The sequence below is a fragment of the Priestia sp. YIM B13489 genome (assembly GCF_042787645.1).
In the GTDB taxonomy this organism is placed as follows: Bacteria; Bacillota; Bacilli; order Bacillales; family Bacillaceae_H; genus Priestia; species Priestia megaterium.
In genome coordinates, this window is sequence record NZ_JBHZOQ010000018.1 from 10830 (window position 1) to 33625 (window position 22796).

2 protein-coding genes are annotated in these 22796 nt (G+C 39.4%); both read right to left on the reverse strand.

Annotation, left to right across the window (positions count from 1 at the left end):
* Positions 1-123: 123 nt before the first annotated feature.
* On the reverse strand, positions 124-21378 hold the full coding sequence (locus ACFX4W_RS01145) for a carboxypeptidase regulatory-like domain-containing protein (protein WP_377559078.1): 21255 nt from the start codon (positions 21376-21378) through the stop codon (positions 124-126).
* A 257-nt stretch (positions 21379-21635) separates the two neighbouring features.
* Positions 21636-22649 (reverse strand): UDP-glucose 4-epimerase GalE, encoded by a 1014-nt coding sequence (galE, locus tag ACFX4W_RS01150; RefSeq protein ID WP_377559080.1) that lies wholly within the window; start codon positions 22647-22649, stop codon positions 21636-21638.
* Positions 22650-22796: the final 147 nt, after the last annotated feature.

Genomic DNA, 22796 nt, shown 5'->3' on the forward strand with positions numbered 1-22796 from the left:
CTAGTTGTTTAAAGATTATCTTAAATGTCCCTATCTAATAAAAAAAAGTAAAAAAGCTAACTAAATTCGTTAGCTTTTTTACTTGTGTTTAAAACTGGAATTTTAAAAATATTTCCCTATAGATTAGATAACATCAAGTTGTACTAGCAACACTAAAAGTATTTGTAGCAAAATTTCAATACTTAATATAAATTCTGTGTCTGTAATTAGTATTGTAACGTCCTTAGAGTTGTCGATAGTAATCTCTTTATTAGTTATTTGCTCTATATTAGATCTTTTACTGTCGCTGTTTTCTCTAGAATAGTCATTAACATTTATATCATCAAATATGGAGTTGATCACGAATGAAATTACTAATTGCAAGCTTAGGTGGAGTGAAGTAGCAGTTTGCGTCTCTGTTAATTGAATTTTAACTCTGTAGGAATCTTTTATCCAGATTGAAGTTATATTTGTACTTATCTCAAATAATTGATCTAATATTTCTTGAACCACATTTCTTTGTTGAGGTGTTTTTTGAATCGGATTTTCTAGTTGAGGATCAATGGGTATTGGCCAAGGAAATCTTTGTTTTCTGATAAGAGTAAAATTGACTACTGCAGTCTCTCCTGATGTTAGGTTGACAACCTTCGATTCTGAAACGTAATTATTAGAACTAGCCTTCACCGTAAATACACCTGCTGGTAAGTTAAATATTGTGTATTTACCTTTAGCATCAGTTAGGGCACTAGCAATAAGATTTCCTTGATCATTAAACACTTCAATAAGAATATTAGCTAGCGGTATTCCAAGTTTTTTATCCAGAACAGTTCCAATAATACTAATTAGGTTTGAAGTTAAATATACATTAACTTCTGTAGTTTTATTTGCTACTATAGTTATTTGTTGAGTCTGTGGTATGAAGCCTTTAGAGGATATACGGAGTGGATAAGTGCCTGGCAGCAATCCTCTAATAGTAAAATTACCAAAACTGTCTGTACGATCAGTTGCAACTACATCTCCTTGACCGTTTAAAACTTCGACTAGAGCTCCTTGTATTGATTGCTCGGTTTCTTTATTAATTACTCTCCCAAAAATACTGCCAACATTTGAAGTAGGGGTTAGTAAAACTGAGACTGAAGTTATATCTCCTGCCATTACAACTACTTGCTTAATAGATGGAGCAAATCCTTCAGCAGATACACGGAGTGCGTAATTGCCTGGTGACAACCCTCTAATGGTAAAGTTCCCATCTTTATCGGTCCGGATGGTGGCAATCACTTTTCCTTGAGTATTCAAAACTTCCACTAAGGCTCCTTGTATTGGTTGCTGAGTCTCCGAGTTGGTTACCTGGCCGGTAATTGTTCCAAACTGATTAACGCGAACAAGTTGGAAATTCATAGGAACAAATACAAATTCACCCTCTCTAATGAGCGCTGTTTGCTGCTGATCTACATAATTAGTAGCACTAGCAAATACTGTATAAGTGTCTGACGGTAACCCCTGAACCACATACTGGCCATTTTCGTTTGTAAATACGAAAGTAACAAGTTGGCCTTGGCTATTTACAATGTCAATACGGGCATTTGAAATAGGTGTATTTGTTAAAGCGTCTACGACTTGACCTGCGATCGTACCTAAAACTGGAGAAGGACGTGTTAAGGAGAAATCTTTTTCGACTTTTTGATTAGGCGCAAATTCAATCTGTTCAGTTATTGAAGTATATCCAGGTGCTGATGCAGTAACTGTTAATAAGCCTTGAGGTAACCCTTCAATAATATATTGACCGTTTTGATTCGTTAATCCAAATGCAATTGGTACTCCAAAAGCATCAAATACTTCAACAAGTGCCCCGACAATAGGTGACCCTGTTTCGGCATCTATAACTCTTCCACTCAATGTTGCTGGGTTTCCTAATAATGAGAAATTTACAATTCCTACTTGATTTGGTACAAGAGTGATACCTTGTGTTTGTGCTTCAAAACTCACGTTGAGTGCAACCACTTGATAGAATCCAGGTGAAAGATCTGGAATGAAATAATTACCGTTAATATCCGTTTGTGTTGTGGCAATGACTACACCTAAGTTATTAATAACGCGGATTCTAGTATTAGTTAAGTCTTCCCCTGTAGTGTTATTTGTTACATTTCCTTGAATTATTGCAGATTGCTGTAGAAGCTGAAAGTTAAATGTGAGTGTTTGACCAGCAACTACAACTCCACTTAGACCTTGTGCTCCAAAACCCGATGCGGTAGCCACTGCAGAAACTTCACCTTCAGTAATACCTTGGATCACAAATTGCCCTAATGAGTTAGTAAGTGCGGTCACCACTAAAGGACCAGAAGCACTTTGATAGCGAATCGTTACGGAGGCTCCAGCAATAGGTGTGCTAGTTTGAGCATTTATAACTGTTCCTGAAATCGTTGCAAATAATGAATCCAATTGAACATCTAATATAGTCGTCTCATTTGCAATGATTGTAGAACCAGCAGCTAAACGTTCAAATCCAAGAGCACTAAATACGACTCGATAATTTCCTGGAGTAAGTCCGGAGATAGCATATTGACCAAAATTGTTTGTTATTACTGTACTAACAAGGCCGTTTGTGATGTCAAATACTTGAACTGTTGCTCTTACAATGGGCTGCCCATTTTCACCAATGGCGGAACCTATTAGAGAACCAGGCGATGGGTTTAAGGACAATGTAGTAGTACTCGTAATATTTGATTCTAAAATAATTCCTTTAGAATCAGCGCCAAAGCCTACTGAGTTAGCTGTAATAACTATAGATCCCGGAGGAAGGTTCTGAATAGTAAAGAAGCCATCCTCGCTAGTGGTTGTCACAGCAATAACTTCCCCATCATTGGAAGTAGCAGTAACAGATGCTCCTTGTATTCCTTCACCTGTAACTGAGTTAATTACTCGACCAGTAACTCTAGCTGGACTTGATTGCAATAAAAGGGTAGTAAACACGTTTCTATCAGCTTCTACATTAATTCCAACTGTACCATTAATGAAACCGGAAGCAGAAGCAACGATAATATAGTCTCCAGGTTCAACATTTAAGAAGGAGAAAGTTCCATCAGAACTTGCAGTTGTTGTGAAAATTAGAATACCATTTTGATTAAGCAATGAAACTGAAACATTAGATCCAATAATAGGTTGTGACAAATTATTTAAAACAACGCCACTTATTGAACCTGTGAGGCCTGTTAATACAAAATCTGTAATAGTTGTTGTATTAGATTGTACCAGGGCTCCTGCCGTTTTTGTTTCAAGTCCTGGCAAATTCACTGTTACAGCGTATGAGCCTGGAGCTAAGCTATTAACCTGGTAATGGCCTCCTTGATCAGTTACAGTTGATCCTATAATAATACCTGTAGATTCTAAAATTCGGACGGTAATGACGGCACCAGCTAAAGGATTTCCATTTATATTTGTGACTGTACCTGTTATTGATCCAGGGTTTGAAAGTAAAGTGAAATTAACATCTTGTCGAGATTCCCCTTGATTTAAGGTAATGCTGGACAACTGTGATTGGAATAGTTGAGCAGAAATAATAATTGTAAACGTTCCTGCTGGAATATTGCTAATTGCATACCGTCCATCGGGACCCGTTACACCAAACCCAATAATAGTCTCATTTTGATCTAAGATGCGAACAGAAGCATCATTAATTGGTGTGCCTTCAGTGGTTGTAACAATACCTGAAATAGAGGAAGGATTTGGTTGTAAAAATAGATTTGTAGTAGTTGTTTGATCTGAAATAACGGTGCTTCCAGATGAAGCACTTGCAAAATTAAATTCCGAGCTTACGATTGTATAGTTCCCTGGCTGCAATCCAACAAATTGATAGTTTCCTTGTTGATCAGCTACTGTGGTTGCAATAGGGGTTAAACTTTGATTTGGAAAAAGTTGAGCAATTGCACCAGGAATGGATTGATTTGTAACAGCATTGCGTATAGTGCCGTTAATGTTGCCTGGTTTTGATACTAGTACAAGGTTCACAGTAGCTAACTCGTCAGGCTCAACGTTAAAATTAGTGAATGCATTTTGGAAGTTTTGTTGGCTTGCTGTAATTTTATAAGTTCCTGGTGTAAAGCCTCTAATAAAGTAGTTTCCGTTATTATCTGTTTGGACTCGACGTACTAGCGAACCTTGTTCATCGAATAACTGTACTAGAGCGTTAGTAAGACTAATACCTGCTTCATCGGTAATTTTACCTCGAACGGACCCTGGAAGAGCCTTGAGTGTAAGGTTCACAGTTTCAACCTCTCCTGAATCAAGCAGTATTGAAATGGTTTCAGAACCAAATGTAGGAGGTCCACTAATAATAACTGTATATGAACCAGGCGCGATACCTGTTAGCTGGTAAAACCCATTTTGATCAGTTACCGTAGTAGCAACAATTGGACCTGCAGGACTTAAAGCGCGTATCACAACACTGACACCCGAAATTGGTTGGCTGCTTTCTACGGAAGTTACCGTTCCTTGGATTATTCCAGGATTTGGTGAAAGATTTGCTGAAATGACTGTAACTTCTCCAGCATTAATCATAAATTCTCTAAACTCACTTCCAAAATCAACAGCATTTATAACAGCTGTATACTGTCCAGGAGAAAGGTTTGACACAGTAAAAGCCCCTTGAGCATCTGTTACAACGGAAGTGACAAAAGAACGGTTTTGATCAAAAATTTGAATAATAGCACCTGGAATTGGTACTGTAGTTGATTCATTTGTGACTTGCCCTAATAGGCGTCCAGGGTTAGGTGACAATGATAAAAGTGTTGTAGTTGTATCCCCAGCAACTAAAGTAACTCCGATAGAGGAAGTTCCAAATTTTTGATTTTGAGCTGTGACAATAAATGAGCCAGCTGGTAGGTTCGAAATTAAAAAGCTTCCATTTTCTCCGCTTATGGCAGTTCCTATAACCACACCATTTGAACGTGTAATCACAATCAGGGATCCAGCTATTCCTTCTCTATTTTCTGCATTAACGACTTTACCTGTTAATGTTGCCGGTAGAGCCCCCAATCTAATTGTAGTTAATGTTTGTTCATTGGCACGGACAATAGCAGACACAGTATTAGAAGCAAACCCAGGGGCCGTTACATTTACTAAATAGGTTCCCGGTGATAAGTCAAGGGCATTAAATGTTCCATCAGAATTAGAAAGAATTGTTCGGATCAATACTAAATTTTCGTTATAGATTTTTACTTGAATGCTTTCTCCTGTAACTGGTATTCCTTGTTCACTTAATATCTGACCCTGGATGGTTCCTACTAGAGGTGAAAGAGCAGTATTTAGGACTGTTGTTATATTAGTAGTGATTTGTGCTCCTAACACAAAGTTGCCAAATCCATTTTCAAAAAAGGAAACGTTATACTCCCCTGGAGCAAGGTTTTGAATCATATAACGGCCGTCTACATTGGTAAAGGCGGTAGCTACTACTAATCCTAGAATATTTCGGATAGTAACTGTTACGCCAGGTAGAGGGGTTCCAGTTGACGAATCAGTGACAATTCCAGTTAGTGTGCCTGAATTAGCTAAAAGAATAAAATTAACTCCTGTTTGAATCTCCCCTGCAATCAACGTTAAACCGCTTGTAGTAGTTGAAAATCCAGTTTTTGTAGCAATAATTCCATACGTTCCAGGTGGCAATCCACCTACTGCATAAGCTCCATCTAAACCCGAAACACCTGTGCCTAAGACTGTTTCATTTTCATCTACGACTCTTATTGTCGCGTTCGATAGAGGATTACCATTTTGATCCGTAACTGTTCCTGAAACTGAGGCCGGATTAGGCTGTAACGAGATATTTGCTGTTGTTTGAACGTTTGGCAAGACTGTTGCACCAAGCACGCCGCGCGCAAAACTTGTGGAGTTAGCTGTCACAATATAGTCACCAGGTTCAAGACCATTAAAGCCATACACACCGTCTTCATCCGCTACGGTATTTGCTACTGGTATTAAACTCTGAGAAAGGAATAATTGAACAGTAGCACCAGCGAGAGGGAGTCCTGTTTGTGCATTTGTAATAGTACCATTTATTGATCCGGGATTTAGCTCTAACGGTACATTAATTATATTTGTTTGCCCCGCAGCTACCATAAATCCTATTGTTTGTCTTTGAAAGGATGAGTTAATAACAATCATTGCATAAGTTCCTGACTCAAGATTTTGTACTCTATATTGGCCATTAGGATCGGTCTGCATAACCGCTACAATAACTCCATTGTTATTAATTACACGAACAAACGTATTTGGTAAAGGCGCACCTGATGCTGCATTTGTTACTACTCCCTGAACAGCACCCGGATTAGGCGTTAATGCAAGCTTAACGGTTGATGAAGAGTTAGTAATTACCTCAACTGATGCTGCGCTAGTTCCAAAATTAGGAAGTGTTGCAATTACAGTATAAGTGCCAGGAGCAAGGTTAGGGATTGTAAATACTCCATTTCCATCTGTTGCTGAATTAGCGACCACTGGTCCTGCTGGAGAGAATTGTCGTACAACGACACCTACTCCACCGAGTGGCTGGCCGTTTTGTTGATTGAGGACTGTTCCCAATATGGTACCAGGGTTAGGTGTTAAACTGAAGTTTAAAATGATTTCTTGGTTAACGATAACGACTGCTTCTTGGGCAAGTGTTCCAAAACCTTGATTAGATACAAGAACTCTGTAAGTTCCAGGCGTAATATTTTCTAAAAGATACTGGCCATTTTGATCTGTTACGAGTGTAGCTACAAGAGCTCTTGTGAAATCAAATACTTGGACAGTAGCCCCTGCAATTGTTTCGCTGGTTTGGATGTTCCGAATGGTACCTGTTAAACTGCCTACTTCTGGAGTTAAGAAAAGTGTCACATTATTAGTAGAACCAGGGCCAAGTTGGACAGATGTAGAAGCAGAGCCTAAACCAGGCTGCGTTGCGGTAGCTGTAATTACTGCTGTATTTGGAGGGAGGTTCCGGATGATGAATTGGCCGTTAATATCACTTACAGCATTACCAAGAATAAGACCGTTAAGATCTGTTATAGTTACAATTACACCAGACAAAGATGCCCCAGTTTGTTTGTTAATAATTTGCCCCGTAACGGTTGCAGGATTGGGAGTGAGTGGCACGATAATATTTGTAGTTTGTTCAGCTGCTACACTGGCACTGGCAATGGCTGTGGCAAAATTTAGGGCTGTTACTTGAATTAAATACGTTCCAGGAATTAAATCAATAACATTAAAAGTCCCATCTGCATTCGCAAGAAGTGTTTTTAGTAAAATACCGCTTATATCAAATACTTGAATCTGAGTATTTGAACCCGTAATAGCGTTGCCTCTTAAATCCGTTATAGTTCCACTTACTGTTCCTGTTAGAGGAGGAAGGCTTAGATTTGCAGTAGCCGTTTGATTTGCTTGAACAATTGCTCCTATCGTCACTGTTCCAAAACCTGTACTTGATCCAACCACAGAATAGGTTCCAGGAGAAAGGCCAGCAATAAAGTAATTTCCATCTGTGTCAGTAGTATCAGTTGAGACTACGATATTTGTTCCACCAATCGTACGTACTATAGCAATTGCTCCGATGATTGGTTCCCCTGTCACACTATTAATTATTTTTCCAGAAAGATTTCCAGAAAGAGGATTAAGTTGTATGTTTACATTTGATAATATCTGTCCAGCTGTTACTGTTGCTGCCGTAAGTTGAGTTGCGAAACCTGAGGATGAGGCAATGATTGTTAGTGTACCTTCAGGTAGATTTGAAATAGCATAATTTCCATTCTGATCAGTAATACCGGTTCCTAAGACTGTTTCATTTTGATCCAGAATTTGAATAGATACATTAGAAATTGGTGCACCTTCGGGAGTTGAGACTGTTCCTGAAACTGTAGCAGGATTTGGGAACAATTGAATATTTGCGATTGTTGACTCATTTGAAAGAATTAAAGCCCCAGTGCCGCGTCTAGCAAAATTCGTAGCTGCAGCTACAACTTCGTACTCGCCCGGAGCTACCCCTGCGATTGTATATAAACCAGCTTGGTCGGTTACTGCTTGCGCAATAGGTGTTAGGCTCTGGGACGGAAAGACAAGAATAGATGCATTGGAAATTGGTCTACCTGTAAATGAGTCGGTAACACTTCCTGTCAATGTACCAGGGTTTGGTTGAAGAATAACGTTAACAGTGGTAAGTTGATCAGAGAAAATTTGAAATCCTACAGTCTTTCCTTGAAAAATAGACTTTGTAACTACTAACGTATAAAAACCCGGTGTGAGACCTGTGATATTAAAGGAACCAGCTTCGTTTGTTATTACCTCATTAACAATTGTTCCATCTTTTCGAATCACTTGTACTCTGGACTCTGGAATTGGCGATCCAGTGCCCGCAGCCGTTATTGTACCTTGAATAGTTCCTGGGTTAGGTGCAAGCCCAATATTCACTGTTGAAGATGTATTAGGAACGACAACAGTTGTAGCTGATGTAGTGCCTAAACTAGTTGCTTCGGCAATTATTGTATAGGTTCCAGGTGGTAAATTAATTGTTGAAAATTGTCCTTGAGTATTAGTTGTTGTATTTGTCACTATAGGTCCAGCTGGTGAGAATTGGCGAACTGTAATGATGGCACCTTGAACTGGGGCACCTGTTTGCTCATTAGTAATAATACCTGTAATTGTGCCTGGAAGAGGAGTAAGAGACACATCAGTAGATACTGTTTCGCCTGGTGTAAGAGTTAACGTTTGTGTCTCTGTTGCGAAGTTTGGTGTCGATATTATAATAGTAACTTCCCCTGATGGTAGGTTGGTAAGTTGAAAGTTTCCATTAAGGTCTGTTACAGTATTTGCCGCGATCTGCCCATTTACTACTGCTGTAACTGAAACACCTTTAAGTGACGTACTTGTTTGCTGGTTTGATACCTGCCCTGTTACTGTAGCAGGATTTGGTGTTAATAGAATGGTAACATTGGCAGTTTGATTAGCTACAACTACGGTAGAAACAGTGTTCACTCCAAAGTTAGGAGCTTCTGCACTGACGAAATAAGCTCCTGGTGCTAAATTTGAAATGGTAAATGTACCGTTAGGTAACGCTGTTATTGATTGTATCAGGAGTTGATTCTCGTCAAATAAACGGACAAAGATATTCGATCCTGTAATCGGATTTCCACTCGTATCGCTTACCAAACCTGAAATATTTCCTGTATCTAAAATAAGGGTGAAATCTGCATTTGTTGTTTGGTTACTAAATACTGTAACTACTTTTGTTTGTAGTCCAAATCCTAGTTGGTTAATTGTGACAGAGTAAGATCCTGGACTAAGATTTGAAACCACATAGTTCCCTTGTTGGTCTGTATTTGCGACTTGCACCGCTATTCCACCAACAGCTTGAAGACTACGAACTGTTACAGTGGCTCCAATAACAGGATTACCAGTAGCGCCACTGACAACTTGCCCCGTAATGTTACCTGGGTTTGCTTCAAGAGGAATATTTACACCTGTTAAAAATTGTTCCGGTCCAACGGTAATTCCCTGGTTACTTGTTCCAAATCCAGGTGCTGATGCCACAAGGATATACGTTCCAGGCGCAATATTACTAATTGTATAAGCACCACTGATATCCGTTGCTCCAATTCCAACAACATTCTGGTTTCTGTCAAGTAAGCGTAATGTAGCATTGGAGAGGGGATTTCCTGAAAAATCAGTAACTTGCCCAGAAATAGACCCAGATAGAGGAGCTAATGATATTGTAATATTTGTAGTATCTCCAGGTGTTATTGTAGCTCCTACGACTACAGAACCAAAGTTTGTAGCTCTGGCTAACACGTTATATTCTCCAGGTTCTAGACCTCTTACAATGAAACTTCCATTTTGATTGGTAATTGCATTCTCAATAGGAATAAGATTTCCTGTAGAGAATAGTTGTACAACTGCTCCAGACAAAGCCACACCTGTTTGTAAATCACTTACTGTTCCAGTAAGTATTCCAGGGTTAGGGGCTAATGAAATATTTTGAGTAATGGTCTGATTCGGTTCAATTGAGAAGCCAACTGTTTCGCCTTGAAATTCAGGATTTGTAGCTATAAGGCTATATGTTCCAGGCGCTAATCCTTGCGCTTGGAAATTTCCGCTAATGTCCGTCTGGGTAACAGCAATCGTAATCCCATTAACATCAACTACTCGTATAAGTGTATTTACTATAGGTTGCCCCGTTTGCTCACTCGTAATGACACCTTGAATGATTCCGGGATTTGGAGGTAAATTTACTAAGACAGTGGATACCTGATCTGACTGCACTAAGGTTGAGGAGGCCTGCGATCCAAAGTTTGGTTCAGAGACAACAATAGTATAAGCCCCTGGCGTGAGGTTAAGAACAGTGAATTGGCCTCGAGAATCAGTTGTAGTGGTAGCTATAATAGGGCCTACCGGAGAGAATTGGCGTACTGCAATACTTGCCCCTGCAATAGGCGAACCAGTTTGCTCATTATAGATTACCCCTGTAATTGTTCCAGGATTAGGAAGAAGTGTGAAATTTAACTCCGTTACAGCCTCTGGATTTACTTGAGTGTCTCCTGATACTGAACCAAAATTTTGTATAGTTGCAATCACTCGATATGAACCTGGTGATAAAGTCTGAATTTGATAAAATCCATTCTGATCTGTTTGTACGGTAACAACAAGAGCTCTTGTTGAATCAAAAATTTGTAAAGTAGTTCCAGGTATTACTTGCCCGGTTCTTTGATTGATAACTGTTCCCTGAAGGATTCCGGGATTTGGCGTTAAAGTAAGTGTCGTTGTTCCTTCTCCTCCTGGTGTAAGGATGACGGCTTTTGAATCACTTCCAAAGGTTTGGGCTACTGCTGAAATAATTAAAGTATTGGGAGGCAAATTATTAATTGTAAAATTGCCATCTAAGCCACTTGTTCCAGATCCAACAACGATGCCATTAGAGTCCGTTACTGTTAAAATCGCACCGTTGATTGGCAAGCCTGTCGCAACATTAAGGACTTGCCCCTTAATAGATGCTGGGTTAGGTGTTAGTAAAATATTTAACTCATTTGTTTGATCGGAAACAATCACTATACTAGTAGTTTGAGCTGCAAAATTAGGGGCTGTCACTAATAAGTTATAGCTGCCTGGAGGTAAATCCAGTACTGCAAATGTCCCATCCGACTGGGCAAGTAATGTCTTTAATAAAGTCCCTCCCTGATCAAATACCTCAATTTGCGTGTCTGTTCCGAGAATAGGACTACCCTGTAAGTCTGTAATGACACCTGTGATTGCCCCCACATTTGGTACTAGAGCAACATCGGTATTAGTTGTGATATCACTTTGGACAATTGCTCCAACGTTTGAAATACCAAATCCATTTGCAGTTGCCAATACGGTATATATTCCAGGAGCTACACCGGTAATAAAATACGTACCATTTTCATCGGTAATATCAAATCCGACAATTAAGCCAATCCCTCCACTAGTACGAAGGAGAACAATCGAACCTACTATAGGATCTCCCGTTTGTCCGTTAGTAATTTGGCCTGTTATAATTCCTGGATTTTCAGTGAGTCCAAGGCTTACATTTTCTAAACCACCAGCGCCAAGAGTGACTCCACTAACTTGACTTGAAAAGGTGGGAGCAGTGACAATAATAGTTTGAGAACCAGGTGGTAAATTACTAATTACGTAATTTCCATTTTGATCCGTCAAGGCTGTTCCTAATACTGTTTCATTTTGGTCAATGACTCTTACAGTGGCATTTTCAATGGGATTTCCCTGTGAATCCGTTATTGTTCCACTAATAGTGGCAGGGTTCAATGATAGTTGAAGGTCTGCCCTCGTCGTTTGATCAGCGGGCACAATTGCTCCCGTGGCAGCACGCGTATAGTCACGTGCAGTGGCAACTACGATATATTCGCCTGGTGCAAGACCAGGAATTTGATACGTACCAATCTGATTGGTAACTGCATTGGCAATAGGAATAAGACTTTGAGCAGGGAAAACCTGAACTGTAGCTCCGTCTAATGGTAATGCTGTTTGATTATCAGTAACTCTTCCACTGATAAAACCAGGATTTGGTTGGAGGGCTACATTAACTTCATTAATATCTCCTGACGCAATGATAAATCCTACACTTTCCCTTTGAAAATTAGGCGAGACAGCAATTAATAAATATTCTCCCGGTGATAACCCTTCTACTCTATAGGCTCCTGTTGTATCAGTTTGAACCTCCTGTATAATCACTCTGTTATTATCTAAAACCCGTACAAATGCATTAGTTAAAGACTCACCCGTTTGCTCATTGCTAATTATTCCTTGAACAATACCGGGATTGGGAACTAAAGAAACAGAAACCGCTGAAACAGCATCTGACTCCACAAAAACGGAAGCAGCTTGACTTCCAAAATCAGGATCGAGAGCAACTACCGCGTATGATCCGTGTGCTAAGTTATTTATAACAAATTGCCCGTTTTGATCTGTTGACAGGGACGCAATAATTGGTCCAGTAGGTGAAAACTGGCGAATAATGATAGAGACGCCTAAAAGTGGTTCTCCTGTTTGACGGTTGGTAATTGTTCCTTGAATTGTACCTGGGTCAGGTGGCAAGAAGAAGTTTAAAACTGTTTCTTGATTTACACTTATAGTTACCTCTTGAACAATAGCACCATAACCCTTAGCTGTTGCAATCAAACGATATAAACCTGGAAAAAGATTAGGAACTTCATAGAATCCAAACGTATCAGTCACAACTGTAGCGATCATCCCTCTTGTAAAATCAAAGACTTCAAGGGTTACTCCGGCAATAGGTTGTTCTGTCTGTTCGTTAAATACAGTTCCTCTTAGTACTCCTACAGAAGGTAATAAACCAATATTTGTTTCGGTTGATTGACCGGGAGTAAGAATAATAGATTGAGAACTGCTGCCATAATTATCAGCCGTAATTGAAATAACAAGCGTTTGAGATGGTAAATTATTCACAACAAATGAACCATTTTGATCCGTAACTGTGCCTCCAACAACAATTCCATTCGGCAAAGTAACTGTTACCATGGCTCCGCCGACAGGCTCTCCTGTAGTTTGGTTAATAATTTGCCCAAATATTGAAGCTGGATTTGGTTGTAAAACAGCAGTCACATCTGTAGTTTGTTCAGACACTATATTTGCACTTAATGTATTAGTTGCAAAGTTAGGTGCAGTAACCGTTAATCCATACGACCCTGGCGCCAGATCTAATATTGTAAACGAACCGGTATTATTCGCTGTTAGAGATTTAAGAAGTGTTCCATTTTGATCAAATACTTGAATTTGAATATTGTTACCCGTAATTGGATTGCCTTGTGGATCAACCACTGTACCGGTAACGGAACCAGTGAGTGGAGTTAATAAAACATTTGCAGTAGCTACAGTATCGCTAATAATTATTACTCCCACTGTGTTTGTTCCAAAGCCTGGCTCAGTAGCTGTTACTAGATAGGATCCGGGTGAAAGGTTATCTAACCGATAGTTTCCTTGCAAATCCGTCGTTGTGTTAGCAACGATAATAGAGGTAGCACCTGCACGACGAATGATAACATTGGCACCCGCAATTGCTTCTCCTGTCTGTTCATTAACAACTATTCCATCAAGGGATCCTGGATTTGGTGTAAGTTGCGAGCTGAAATCCGTTATTAGTTCACCTGGACCAAGAGTAATGCCAATTAATTGATTGCTGAATCCATCAGCAGAGATAATAACATTTTGGAATCCTGGAGGGATGTTGCCAATTGTGAAAAGGCCATTTTGATCAGTAATACCGGTCCCAAGTAGATTTTCACTTTGATCAACAATTCGAATTATAGCTCCAGGGATAGGAATTCCATCAGGTGTACTAATAGTTCCACTTACTGTTGCCGGATTAGGCAGCAGAAGAAGATTTGCGACTGTTGTTTCATTTGAAAATACGGTAGCACCTACGACTGCTCTTGCGTAATTTTGGGCATTAGCAACGACAGTGTACTCTCCTGGTTCCAAGCCAAGTACGTTGTAAGAACCACTTTGGTCTGTCACTGCACTTGCAATTGGAATCAAACTTTGTGAAGGGAAAACTTGCACTGCTGCCCCTGCTAAAGTAGTACCAGATTGAATATCAAAAATTGTCCCTGTAATAAATCCAGAATTTGGTTCTAAGGCAGCGTTAAGCGTATATAAATCCCCTGCTCCTACCCTAAAGCCAAATGTTTGACTTTGAAAGACAGCATTTAAAAATACAATTGTATATGTGCCAGGTTTTAATCCTTGAAGGCTATAGTTTCCATTAATATCTGTTTGAATCACTGCTACTAAAGCTCCGTTATTATCAATAACGCGAACTTGTGTATCCACAAGCGGTGTACCGGTTTGGATGGAAGTGATCTGTCCCTCTATTGTTCCTGGATTCGGTGTTAAAGCAAGTGAAACAGTCGAAAGTACATTGGATTGAACTAATGCGGTAGCACTTTGTGCTCCAAAATTTGGATTGTAAGCTGTTACTGTATACGTACCAGGCTCAAGATTTAAAACAGTAAATTGGCCGCTACTATCTGTTGCTATTGTTTGCACAATAGGTCCAGTAGGTGAAAATTGTCGAACAACAATAGTTGCTCCAACGATAAATTCTCCTGTTTGCTCATTCACTACTGTACCAAAAATAGAACCAGGATTTGGAGCTAGACTCAAATTAACAATAGTTGTTTGATTTGAGAACACTTGAGCATCTTGTATGTTGCTTCCAAAATTGTCGGCACTGGAAACTACTTGATAAAGACCCGGGGTAAGACCTGCAAATTGGTAAAAGCCATTGCTATCTGAAACAACAGTGGCTACAAGTCCAGAAGTGAAATCAAATATCTGGACAGTTGCTCCGGCGGTGATTTCTCCAGTTTGCTCGCTTGTAATGATCCCATTTATGGTACCAGGATTTGGTGCCAGACTTAACGTAGTAGTAACAGTCTCTCCTGAAGTTAAAATAACAGAACGAGATGATGAACCGAAATCAGGTGCTACTGCTGAAACAGTAACAGTGGTAGGGGGCAAATTTAGAATAGAAAAGTTTCCATTGCTATCCGTGACTGCACTACCAATTGGTAGACCATTAATTTTGGTAATAGATACTATGGCGTTAGTAACCGCGTCCCCTGTTACTTCGTTAATGACTTGACCGCTTATCGTTCCCGGGTTCGGTGTTAGAGGAACAGTAAGCGTTGTAATTTGATTAGCAGTCACAACGGCCCCAACCGTAGTAGCTTCAAAGTTTGGTGCTAAGATGGTTAATTGGTATGATCCAGGCGGTAAATTATTTATTAAGAAAGAACCATCAGACTGTGCGACTAATGTTTGAAGCAATAGACCACTTTGATCAAATACCCGAAGTTGAATATTAGAGCCTGTGACTGGAATTCCTTGAATATCAATTATATTTCCAGAAATCGTTCCCATCAGAGGAGATAAAGTTATATTTGCTTGCGTGACTTGATCACTGACTACGATTGCTCCAACGGTATTAAGAGCAAAGTCAGTAGCAGATCCAGTGACTGTGTAAGAGCCGGGTTTTAAACCTGTTACGGTATAATTTCCAACTTCATCGGTTGCCGTTGAGGATACAACTACAGAGATACCAGCAACAGTTCTGACAATGGCAATTGCTCCTACAATTGGCGTGCCTGTGGAAGCACTCACTATTTGCCCAGTAATACTACCAGGATTAGCTGTTAAGACAAAATCAGTGCCTGTTGCTACTTGACCTGGAGTCAAAGTGACCCCTCCAAGTTGAGTGGCGAACCCTGGAGCAGTAACAATAATCTTTTGATTTCCTTGTGGTAAATCAGTAACAGAATAGTTTCCAAGTTCATCTGTAACGACTGTGGCAAGTACGGTTTCATTTTGATCAAGTATCCTTACAGTAGCATTTGGAATAGGAGATCCAGTGTCGGATGTAATAGTTCCCGAAACGGTTGATGGATCTGGAGTCAAAATAATATCTGATGAAATTGTTTGATTGGAAAGTACAGTGATACCAGTAGACGAAGAGGCATAGGTCCCAAATGAAGCAGTGAGAGTATACGCTCCAGGAGATAAACCCGTTAAAAAATATTGACCTGTACTATCCGTTACTAATGTAGCAATAGGGGTTAAGCTTGAAGCAGGGAAAATACGAACTGATGCACCAATGAGTGGAGCTAATGTTTGAGAATCAAATATTTGCCCTGTTATAGCTCCAGGATTGCTAACTAATTCTACATTTACCACAGACGTTTCACCCGGTTCAGAAATAAAGCTTACTGTCTGGGATTGGAATAGTGGATTAATAAAAGATAGTGTATATTGGCCAGCACTAAAACCAGTTATTTGATAGAAACCATTAATGTCTGTTTGAGCCTGTGTAATAAAAATTCCATTATTGTCAATGAGTTGAACAAGAGTGTTAATTAGTGGCTCACTGGTGTCTTGATTAATAATATTTCCTTGAATGCTTGAAGGTAATTGTTGCAAGTTAAAATTAAGATTAATTGTTGCCCCAGGTGTAAGTGTGACGGACGATGACTGAGAACTATAGTCCGGATCAATAATAATGACAGTAAAACTACCTTGTGGGAGGTTGGAAAGTATATAAGATCCATTTGAGTCAGTTTGTGTAGTAGAGATAATAGGGCCTGTAGAAGTGAACTGACGAACGATAACATCAGCACCAACTATTGGTTGGCCAGTTGTTATATCAATGACCTGCCCTGTAATAGACGATGGATTTGGCTCTAAAGCAAAGCTTGCGATAGACTGTGTATCAGCAATAATCGTAAAGCTGATAGTTCCACTTGTAAACCCTTGTGAAGTGGCTATTGCCGTATACTGCCCAGGTGCCAAACCGGAAACAAGAAATTCTCCTGTTGGATCAGATGCAACTGAAACGACAGCTGCGCCGGTTTGATCGAATACTTGAATACTTGCAGCTGGGAGTTGTTCCCCATTAATACGATTAACGATAAAACCGGAAACACTTCCAGGATTAGAGGTAAGCGTAAGGGTTGTATTTGTTGTCTGACTAGCATTTAAAATAACCGCTTTAGAATCTGTTCCGAAATTTTGTGCATTTCCCGTTACTATAAAAGGACCTGCTGGCAAATCTTCTAGAATAAATGTTCCATCTTGCCCTGATGTTGTTTTTCCTACTAACAGCCCGGTATTCGGATTAATAACTGATATAATGCTTCCAGGTATACCTGTAAGCGTTTGTTCATTAATGACCTGCCCTGTTAATATTGATGGAGAAGGTTTAAGTGGTACAAACGTGGAAGTCTCTTGGTCCCTGAGAACTTGAACACCAACTGTGTTTGCCTGAAATCCAGGAGCTGTAGCATTAAGAATGTAATTACCGGGGGTAATATTCGAGAATACAAATGTTCCATCAGGTTGAGCAAGTTCTGTGAGTAACAGCACGCCATTTTGATCAAGAAGTCGAATTTGTAAATTCTGCCCGTTAATCGCGGTTCCTGCAGAATCGATGAGTTGCCCACGAATTGAGCCAGGTAGTTCACTGAGTTTGATATTAGCTGTCGATGTTAAATCACTAGTAACCAATGCGCCTACAGTCTTTGTGCCAAATCCTGGAGACGACGCTGTTATAGTATAGCTGCCAGGCGCAAGCCCTTGAACTAAAAAGTTTCCTGAAGAATCTGTAGTAACAGTAGCAATGGCAGTACCTGATCCAACAGTCTGTCGAATTATAACACTTGTATTTGTTAACGGTTCTCCATTTGTCTCGTTTGTAATAAGGCCGCTGATTCCACCAGGATTAGGAACGAGACTAAAGTCTATGTCTGTAATGACATCGCCGGGTTGTAGGGTAATTCCGCCAATTTGACTACCGAAATTTGGCGCAGTTACCACAGTAGTAAAAGAACCTGGTGGGAGATTTCCGATTGAATAATTTCCATTACTATCCGTTCCGGCTGTTCCAATAATGGTATCATTTGCATCTAGAACCTGAACTATTGCATTGGGAATTTCATTTCCATTTATATCCGTAACAACTCCTGCAATAGATGCAGGGTTTGGAGGGAGTATAAGATTCACCGTGGTTGCTACATTTGAGGAAACTAAGGCCCCTGCCGATTGAGTTATAAAGTTAGGACTTTGTGCTTTTACAATATAACTACCAGGAGCTAGATTTAGAAACTGATAGTTTCCATTATTATCTGCAATTGTACTTTGTATAAAGATATTGTTCGTATTATAAAGTTGAACAACTGTATTCGGCTGATTTGGAGATATGTTTCCAATAATAGTTCCAGGTGAAGGAGATAAAGCTATAGTCGCAGTTGTGGTAGCATCTGCTAAAACAATTGCACCTGTAACATTAGATTGAAAGTCTGTGGCCCTTACTACGATGTTATAACTTCCAGGTGGTAGGCCTTCAATTGTGTAATTTCCTTGACTATCTGTTAAAACAGTCTGTAATTGGACGTTATTCTGATTAACCACACTTATTGTGGCACCACCAATAGGATCGCCTGTTATTATATTTACAACTTGCCCAGTAATATATCCAGGACTTGGGATAAGCGAAATCTGAATGTTCGGCTGACTTCCTGGAAGCACGTTCACGGATGCAAAGTTTGTTTGGAAATTAGGAGCCGTTGCAAAAATAGTATAGGTACCTGGAGCAAGTTGAGGAACTTCAAAAACACCTTGCTGGTTAGCTAATACATTTGCAACAACGGCACCATTTCCATCTAAGACTCGCACTTGTATTTGTGCACCTGCAATTGATTCTCCTGTTTGTTGATTTAGAATTGTTCCAGTAACAGTAACGGGACTAAATGCAAGCGTGAAATTCAAAGTAGTCGTCTGATTAGATTGAATAGTAGTACCTTGACTTGAAGTTTGAAGGTTAGGAGCTGTTGCAGTTACTATATAGGTTCCAGGGGCTAAATTAGGGACGGTATATAGTCCGCTTTGATCACTTGCCGCACTTCCGATTACTGCTCCTCCAGTATTAGTTCTTATGTTAATAACTGCCCCTGAAACTGTATCACCATTTGTATCAATAATTGTTCCAGTTAAAACACCTGGATTAGGAATAAGAGTAAAATTGACAGTCGTTGTTTGAAAGGCAGAAACCTGGGCTCCCTTTACTTGAGATTGAAAGTTTTGCGAGAGTGCATTTACTGTATAATTGCCTGGAGCCAAGTTAGGAATGGTATACGTTCCTGCTTCATTAGTGTTAACAGAGGCTACTAAGTTGTTATTTAAAAATACATTGATAACTGTACCAATAAGAGGAGCACCTTCATTATTTGTTACCGTTCCAGTGATAACACCTACATTTTGGTTTAAAGCTGTGGAAAGTGTGGTTGTTGTATTAGCTCTAACAACTGTGCCGACGGTCTGACTTGCATACCCCTGCTGTCCAAATGTTACAGTGTAGGTCCCAGGAGCTAGATTTGCAATAGTATATTGTCCCTGGGCATTGGTCGTGGCTGTTGCAATAGTAACGCCAGCTTGATTCACCACGTTTACAGATGCCGCTATAAGAGGATTACCTGTTTGGGCATCAGTTAAAGTACCTGTCAGAGTGCCAGGAGATGCTTGAAGGACGATATTTTGAGTTGTCGTCTGTCCTGCTTGAATAGTAAAACCTAGTAATGAAGTTTGGAAGTTTTGAGCGGTCGCTCTTAATCGGAGCGTGCCAGGAGCAAGTTGGTTGATTGTATACTGTCCTTGGGCGTTTGAAGTTGCGGTCGAAATCACATTACTGCCTGAATCAAGTACTTCTATAACAGCACCTTCAATTGGTGTACCTGCAGAACTTGTAATTGTTCCTGTCACTGTTCCTGGTGAAGGGATTAAAGTAAAGTTTGAAACAGTTGTTTGCCCAGAATTAATAGTGACCCCTCGGCTTTGTGATTGGAAGTTTGACGCGCTTACTGTTATTGAATACTGTCCTGGAGTAACATTGGGAATTGTATATTGTCCTTGAGTATTAGTTGTAACTGTCGTAATAACAGTGTTAAATTGATCAATTAATCTAATTGTTGCTCCATTTATTGGCGTTCCATCTTGAGATAATACGGTGCCTGTAACATTTCCAGGTTGAGGCTGTAAAATCACGTTTAAACTTTGCGTTTGTCCAGCAGTAATCGTTGTTGTACGCGTTGCTATAATAAAGCTTGAAGCTGCAAAATTTAGATTGTAGGTACCTGCAGCAAGTTGGATAAAGCTATAATTTCCTTCCGTGTTAGTTGTAGTTGTAGATATTAATACATTGCTTTGGTTGCGAAGTTCTATAGTAACTCCGCTAAGAGGTAAACCAGTCTGCCCAGAGGTTACCTTTCCCGTGATTGCTGCAGCTGCAGCTACCGTTACGTCATTAGCAGCCGTAACCGGAGTCAGTTGAGAGCCGGTAAAGTTGTCAGTGGCAGAAACAGTAACTGTGTTTAGCCTTCTTGTGCCCGCTGTAGAAAATGTCCCTACCACTGTATAAGTTAGCGTAACACTCTGTCCCGCAGTGAGGTTGCCGATATTCCATGTCAATGTCTTATTAGTCGTATTAAGAGTAGCAGAACCACTTGAAGGTGTAATATTACTTACACTTGATAGCTGATCGATACCAAAGACATCGTTTGCGACTACGCTCCTTGCTATATCTCGGCCTGTATTTGTTACTGTTATCCTTTGGATCCATGTTGTTAAGGAACCTGTTAAGAGAGAGGTTGGACCGGAGGTAATCGTTTTAGTTACAGTCAAAGCTGCCCGAACATCTACAGCTGTTGGGGGAGTTGGATTTGTTATTGATTGAACAAATTGAAAATTCTCACCAGCTTGTAAAGAATCTTTATTATAATTATTTGCATTTGTAGAAGTGAAAATGACTAATCCAATTGGAGTTGAAGCGGTAATTCCAAGAAGTGAGAAAAAATTTGCAACTGGGAATTGAAAATCTATAAAATAATCAGGGTTTCCACCAAAATTTGATCCATCATTGGTTAATGTAGCTCGAGCTACATCAAAATTGACAATTGGACGCGAAAAATTGGGGGCTCCACGTCCATCTGTTCCTTCTGCAGGATCATTCCATGAATTATAAACCCGTGTCGTATTTTTAATTAAATTTATAGTATTATCTAGCCCGTTAATATTAGCAAGCCAGTCATAGACTCCAGAATCTCCCGAAGTATTAATAAGTACTCCCCAACCATAATTCGCAAATCCGGTTAATTTGGAGTTTCTCGGATCCTCATTAACACGAATTCTAAAATAAACATTTGTTGCATCATATGCAAAGAATGCTGCAGGAAATTGCGTGTTGCCTACGAGGTCAGTTGAAGCAGGAGATTGGTCCCCTACCATATCAAATATAGGTTGATCCCCTATCAATATGGGCTGAAATTGGCTGTTTGAGGGAAAAGCCATTGTATTACCTCCTTACATAAATTAACCTTACATTTTATTAGGCTAACAACTAAGATGTTACAATTTAGAACCGGATATAATAGTAATTTCGTGCATAAGGAGGCCTGATTTTATACAAAATAATCTTTAATAGAAAATTGTTCTCTCTTAAAAAACAATTATTAAGATATGTATAAATAAAAAAACGACTTCAAAATACAAACTTTGTAAATGAAGTCAGAGAATAATTTGAATTATATTTTTAGTTATTAAAGGTTTTATTCTATATAGCCATTTGGGTTGTTCTTCTGCCAATTCCAGGAGTCTCGACACATATCGCTGAGATTTTTGCTTGGTCGCCATCCTAGCATTTCTTTAGCTTTAGTCGTATCTGCATAACATTTATCAATATCTCCAGCTCTCCGGTGGGTGAAATTATACGAAATTTTTTGAGATGTTATATTTTCGTAACTCTTAATAAGGTCGATTACACTATATCCAACTCCTGTTCCGAGGTTAAATACATCAATGCCTGTAGTTCCAAGAACTCTCTCTAAAGCTTTTATATGCCCCTTCGCCAAATCTACAACATGAATGTAATCCCTTATCCCTGTCCCATCGTGCGTATTATAGTCTTTGCCGAATACATTAACCTTTTCTCTTTTTCCTATCGCAACTTGATTAATATAGGGCATTAGATTATTTGGAATGGCAGAGGGATCTTCCCCTATCCTTCCGCTTTCATGCGCTCCAATTGGATTGAAGTATCTCAAAAGGCTAATACTCCAATTATGATCTGAAATATATAAGTCACTTAAAATTCCCTCAATAATCAATTTTGTTCGTCCGTAAGGGTTTATTGGTCCTAGTGGAGAATCCTCAGTAACTGGTACATGTTTTGGTATTCCATAAACGTTTGCAGATGAGCTAAATATTAGTTTTTTAACATTGTGTTTTTTCATTATTTGACAAAGAATTAAGGTCCCAGTGACGTTATTATGATAATAATGAAGGGGAATTTCTATTGATTCATTAACAGCTTTTAGTGCAGCAAAATGAATAACGGCGTCAATCTTATTTTCAGAGAAAACCTTCTCTACAGTTTTTTCATCAAGTAAATCTCCATTGTAGAATTTGAAATCTTTTTTAGCTAATTCGGATACCCGTTTCAATGATTCAGGTTTGCTATTAGAAAGATTATCTATTACTACAATCTCATAGCCGGCATTGAGGAGTTCAAAACAAGTGTGACTCCCGATGTATCCAGCTCCTCCGGTTACCAATATACTCACAGATATTCCTCCGTATGCTCCTTTGATTTTGTATGTTGTAAGAGAGTTTGTAAACCTAACAATCCCAGATTATTACAAACAGGATTAGTGCTGATTGTTTATAATGTCAGGTTCTAAAAGAATGGTGTATCCTTATCTTTTATGCAT

Excerpts from the sequence above, each read along its gene's own strand:
- ACFX4W_RS01145 (WP_377559078.1), bottom strand. The coding sequence starts at position 21,378 with ATGGCTTTTCCCTCAAACAGCCAATTTCAGCCCATATTGATAGGGGAT.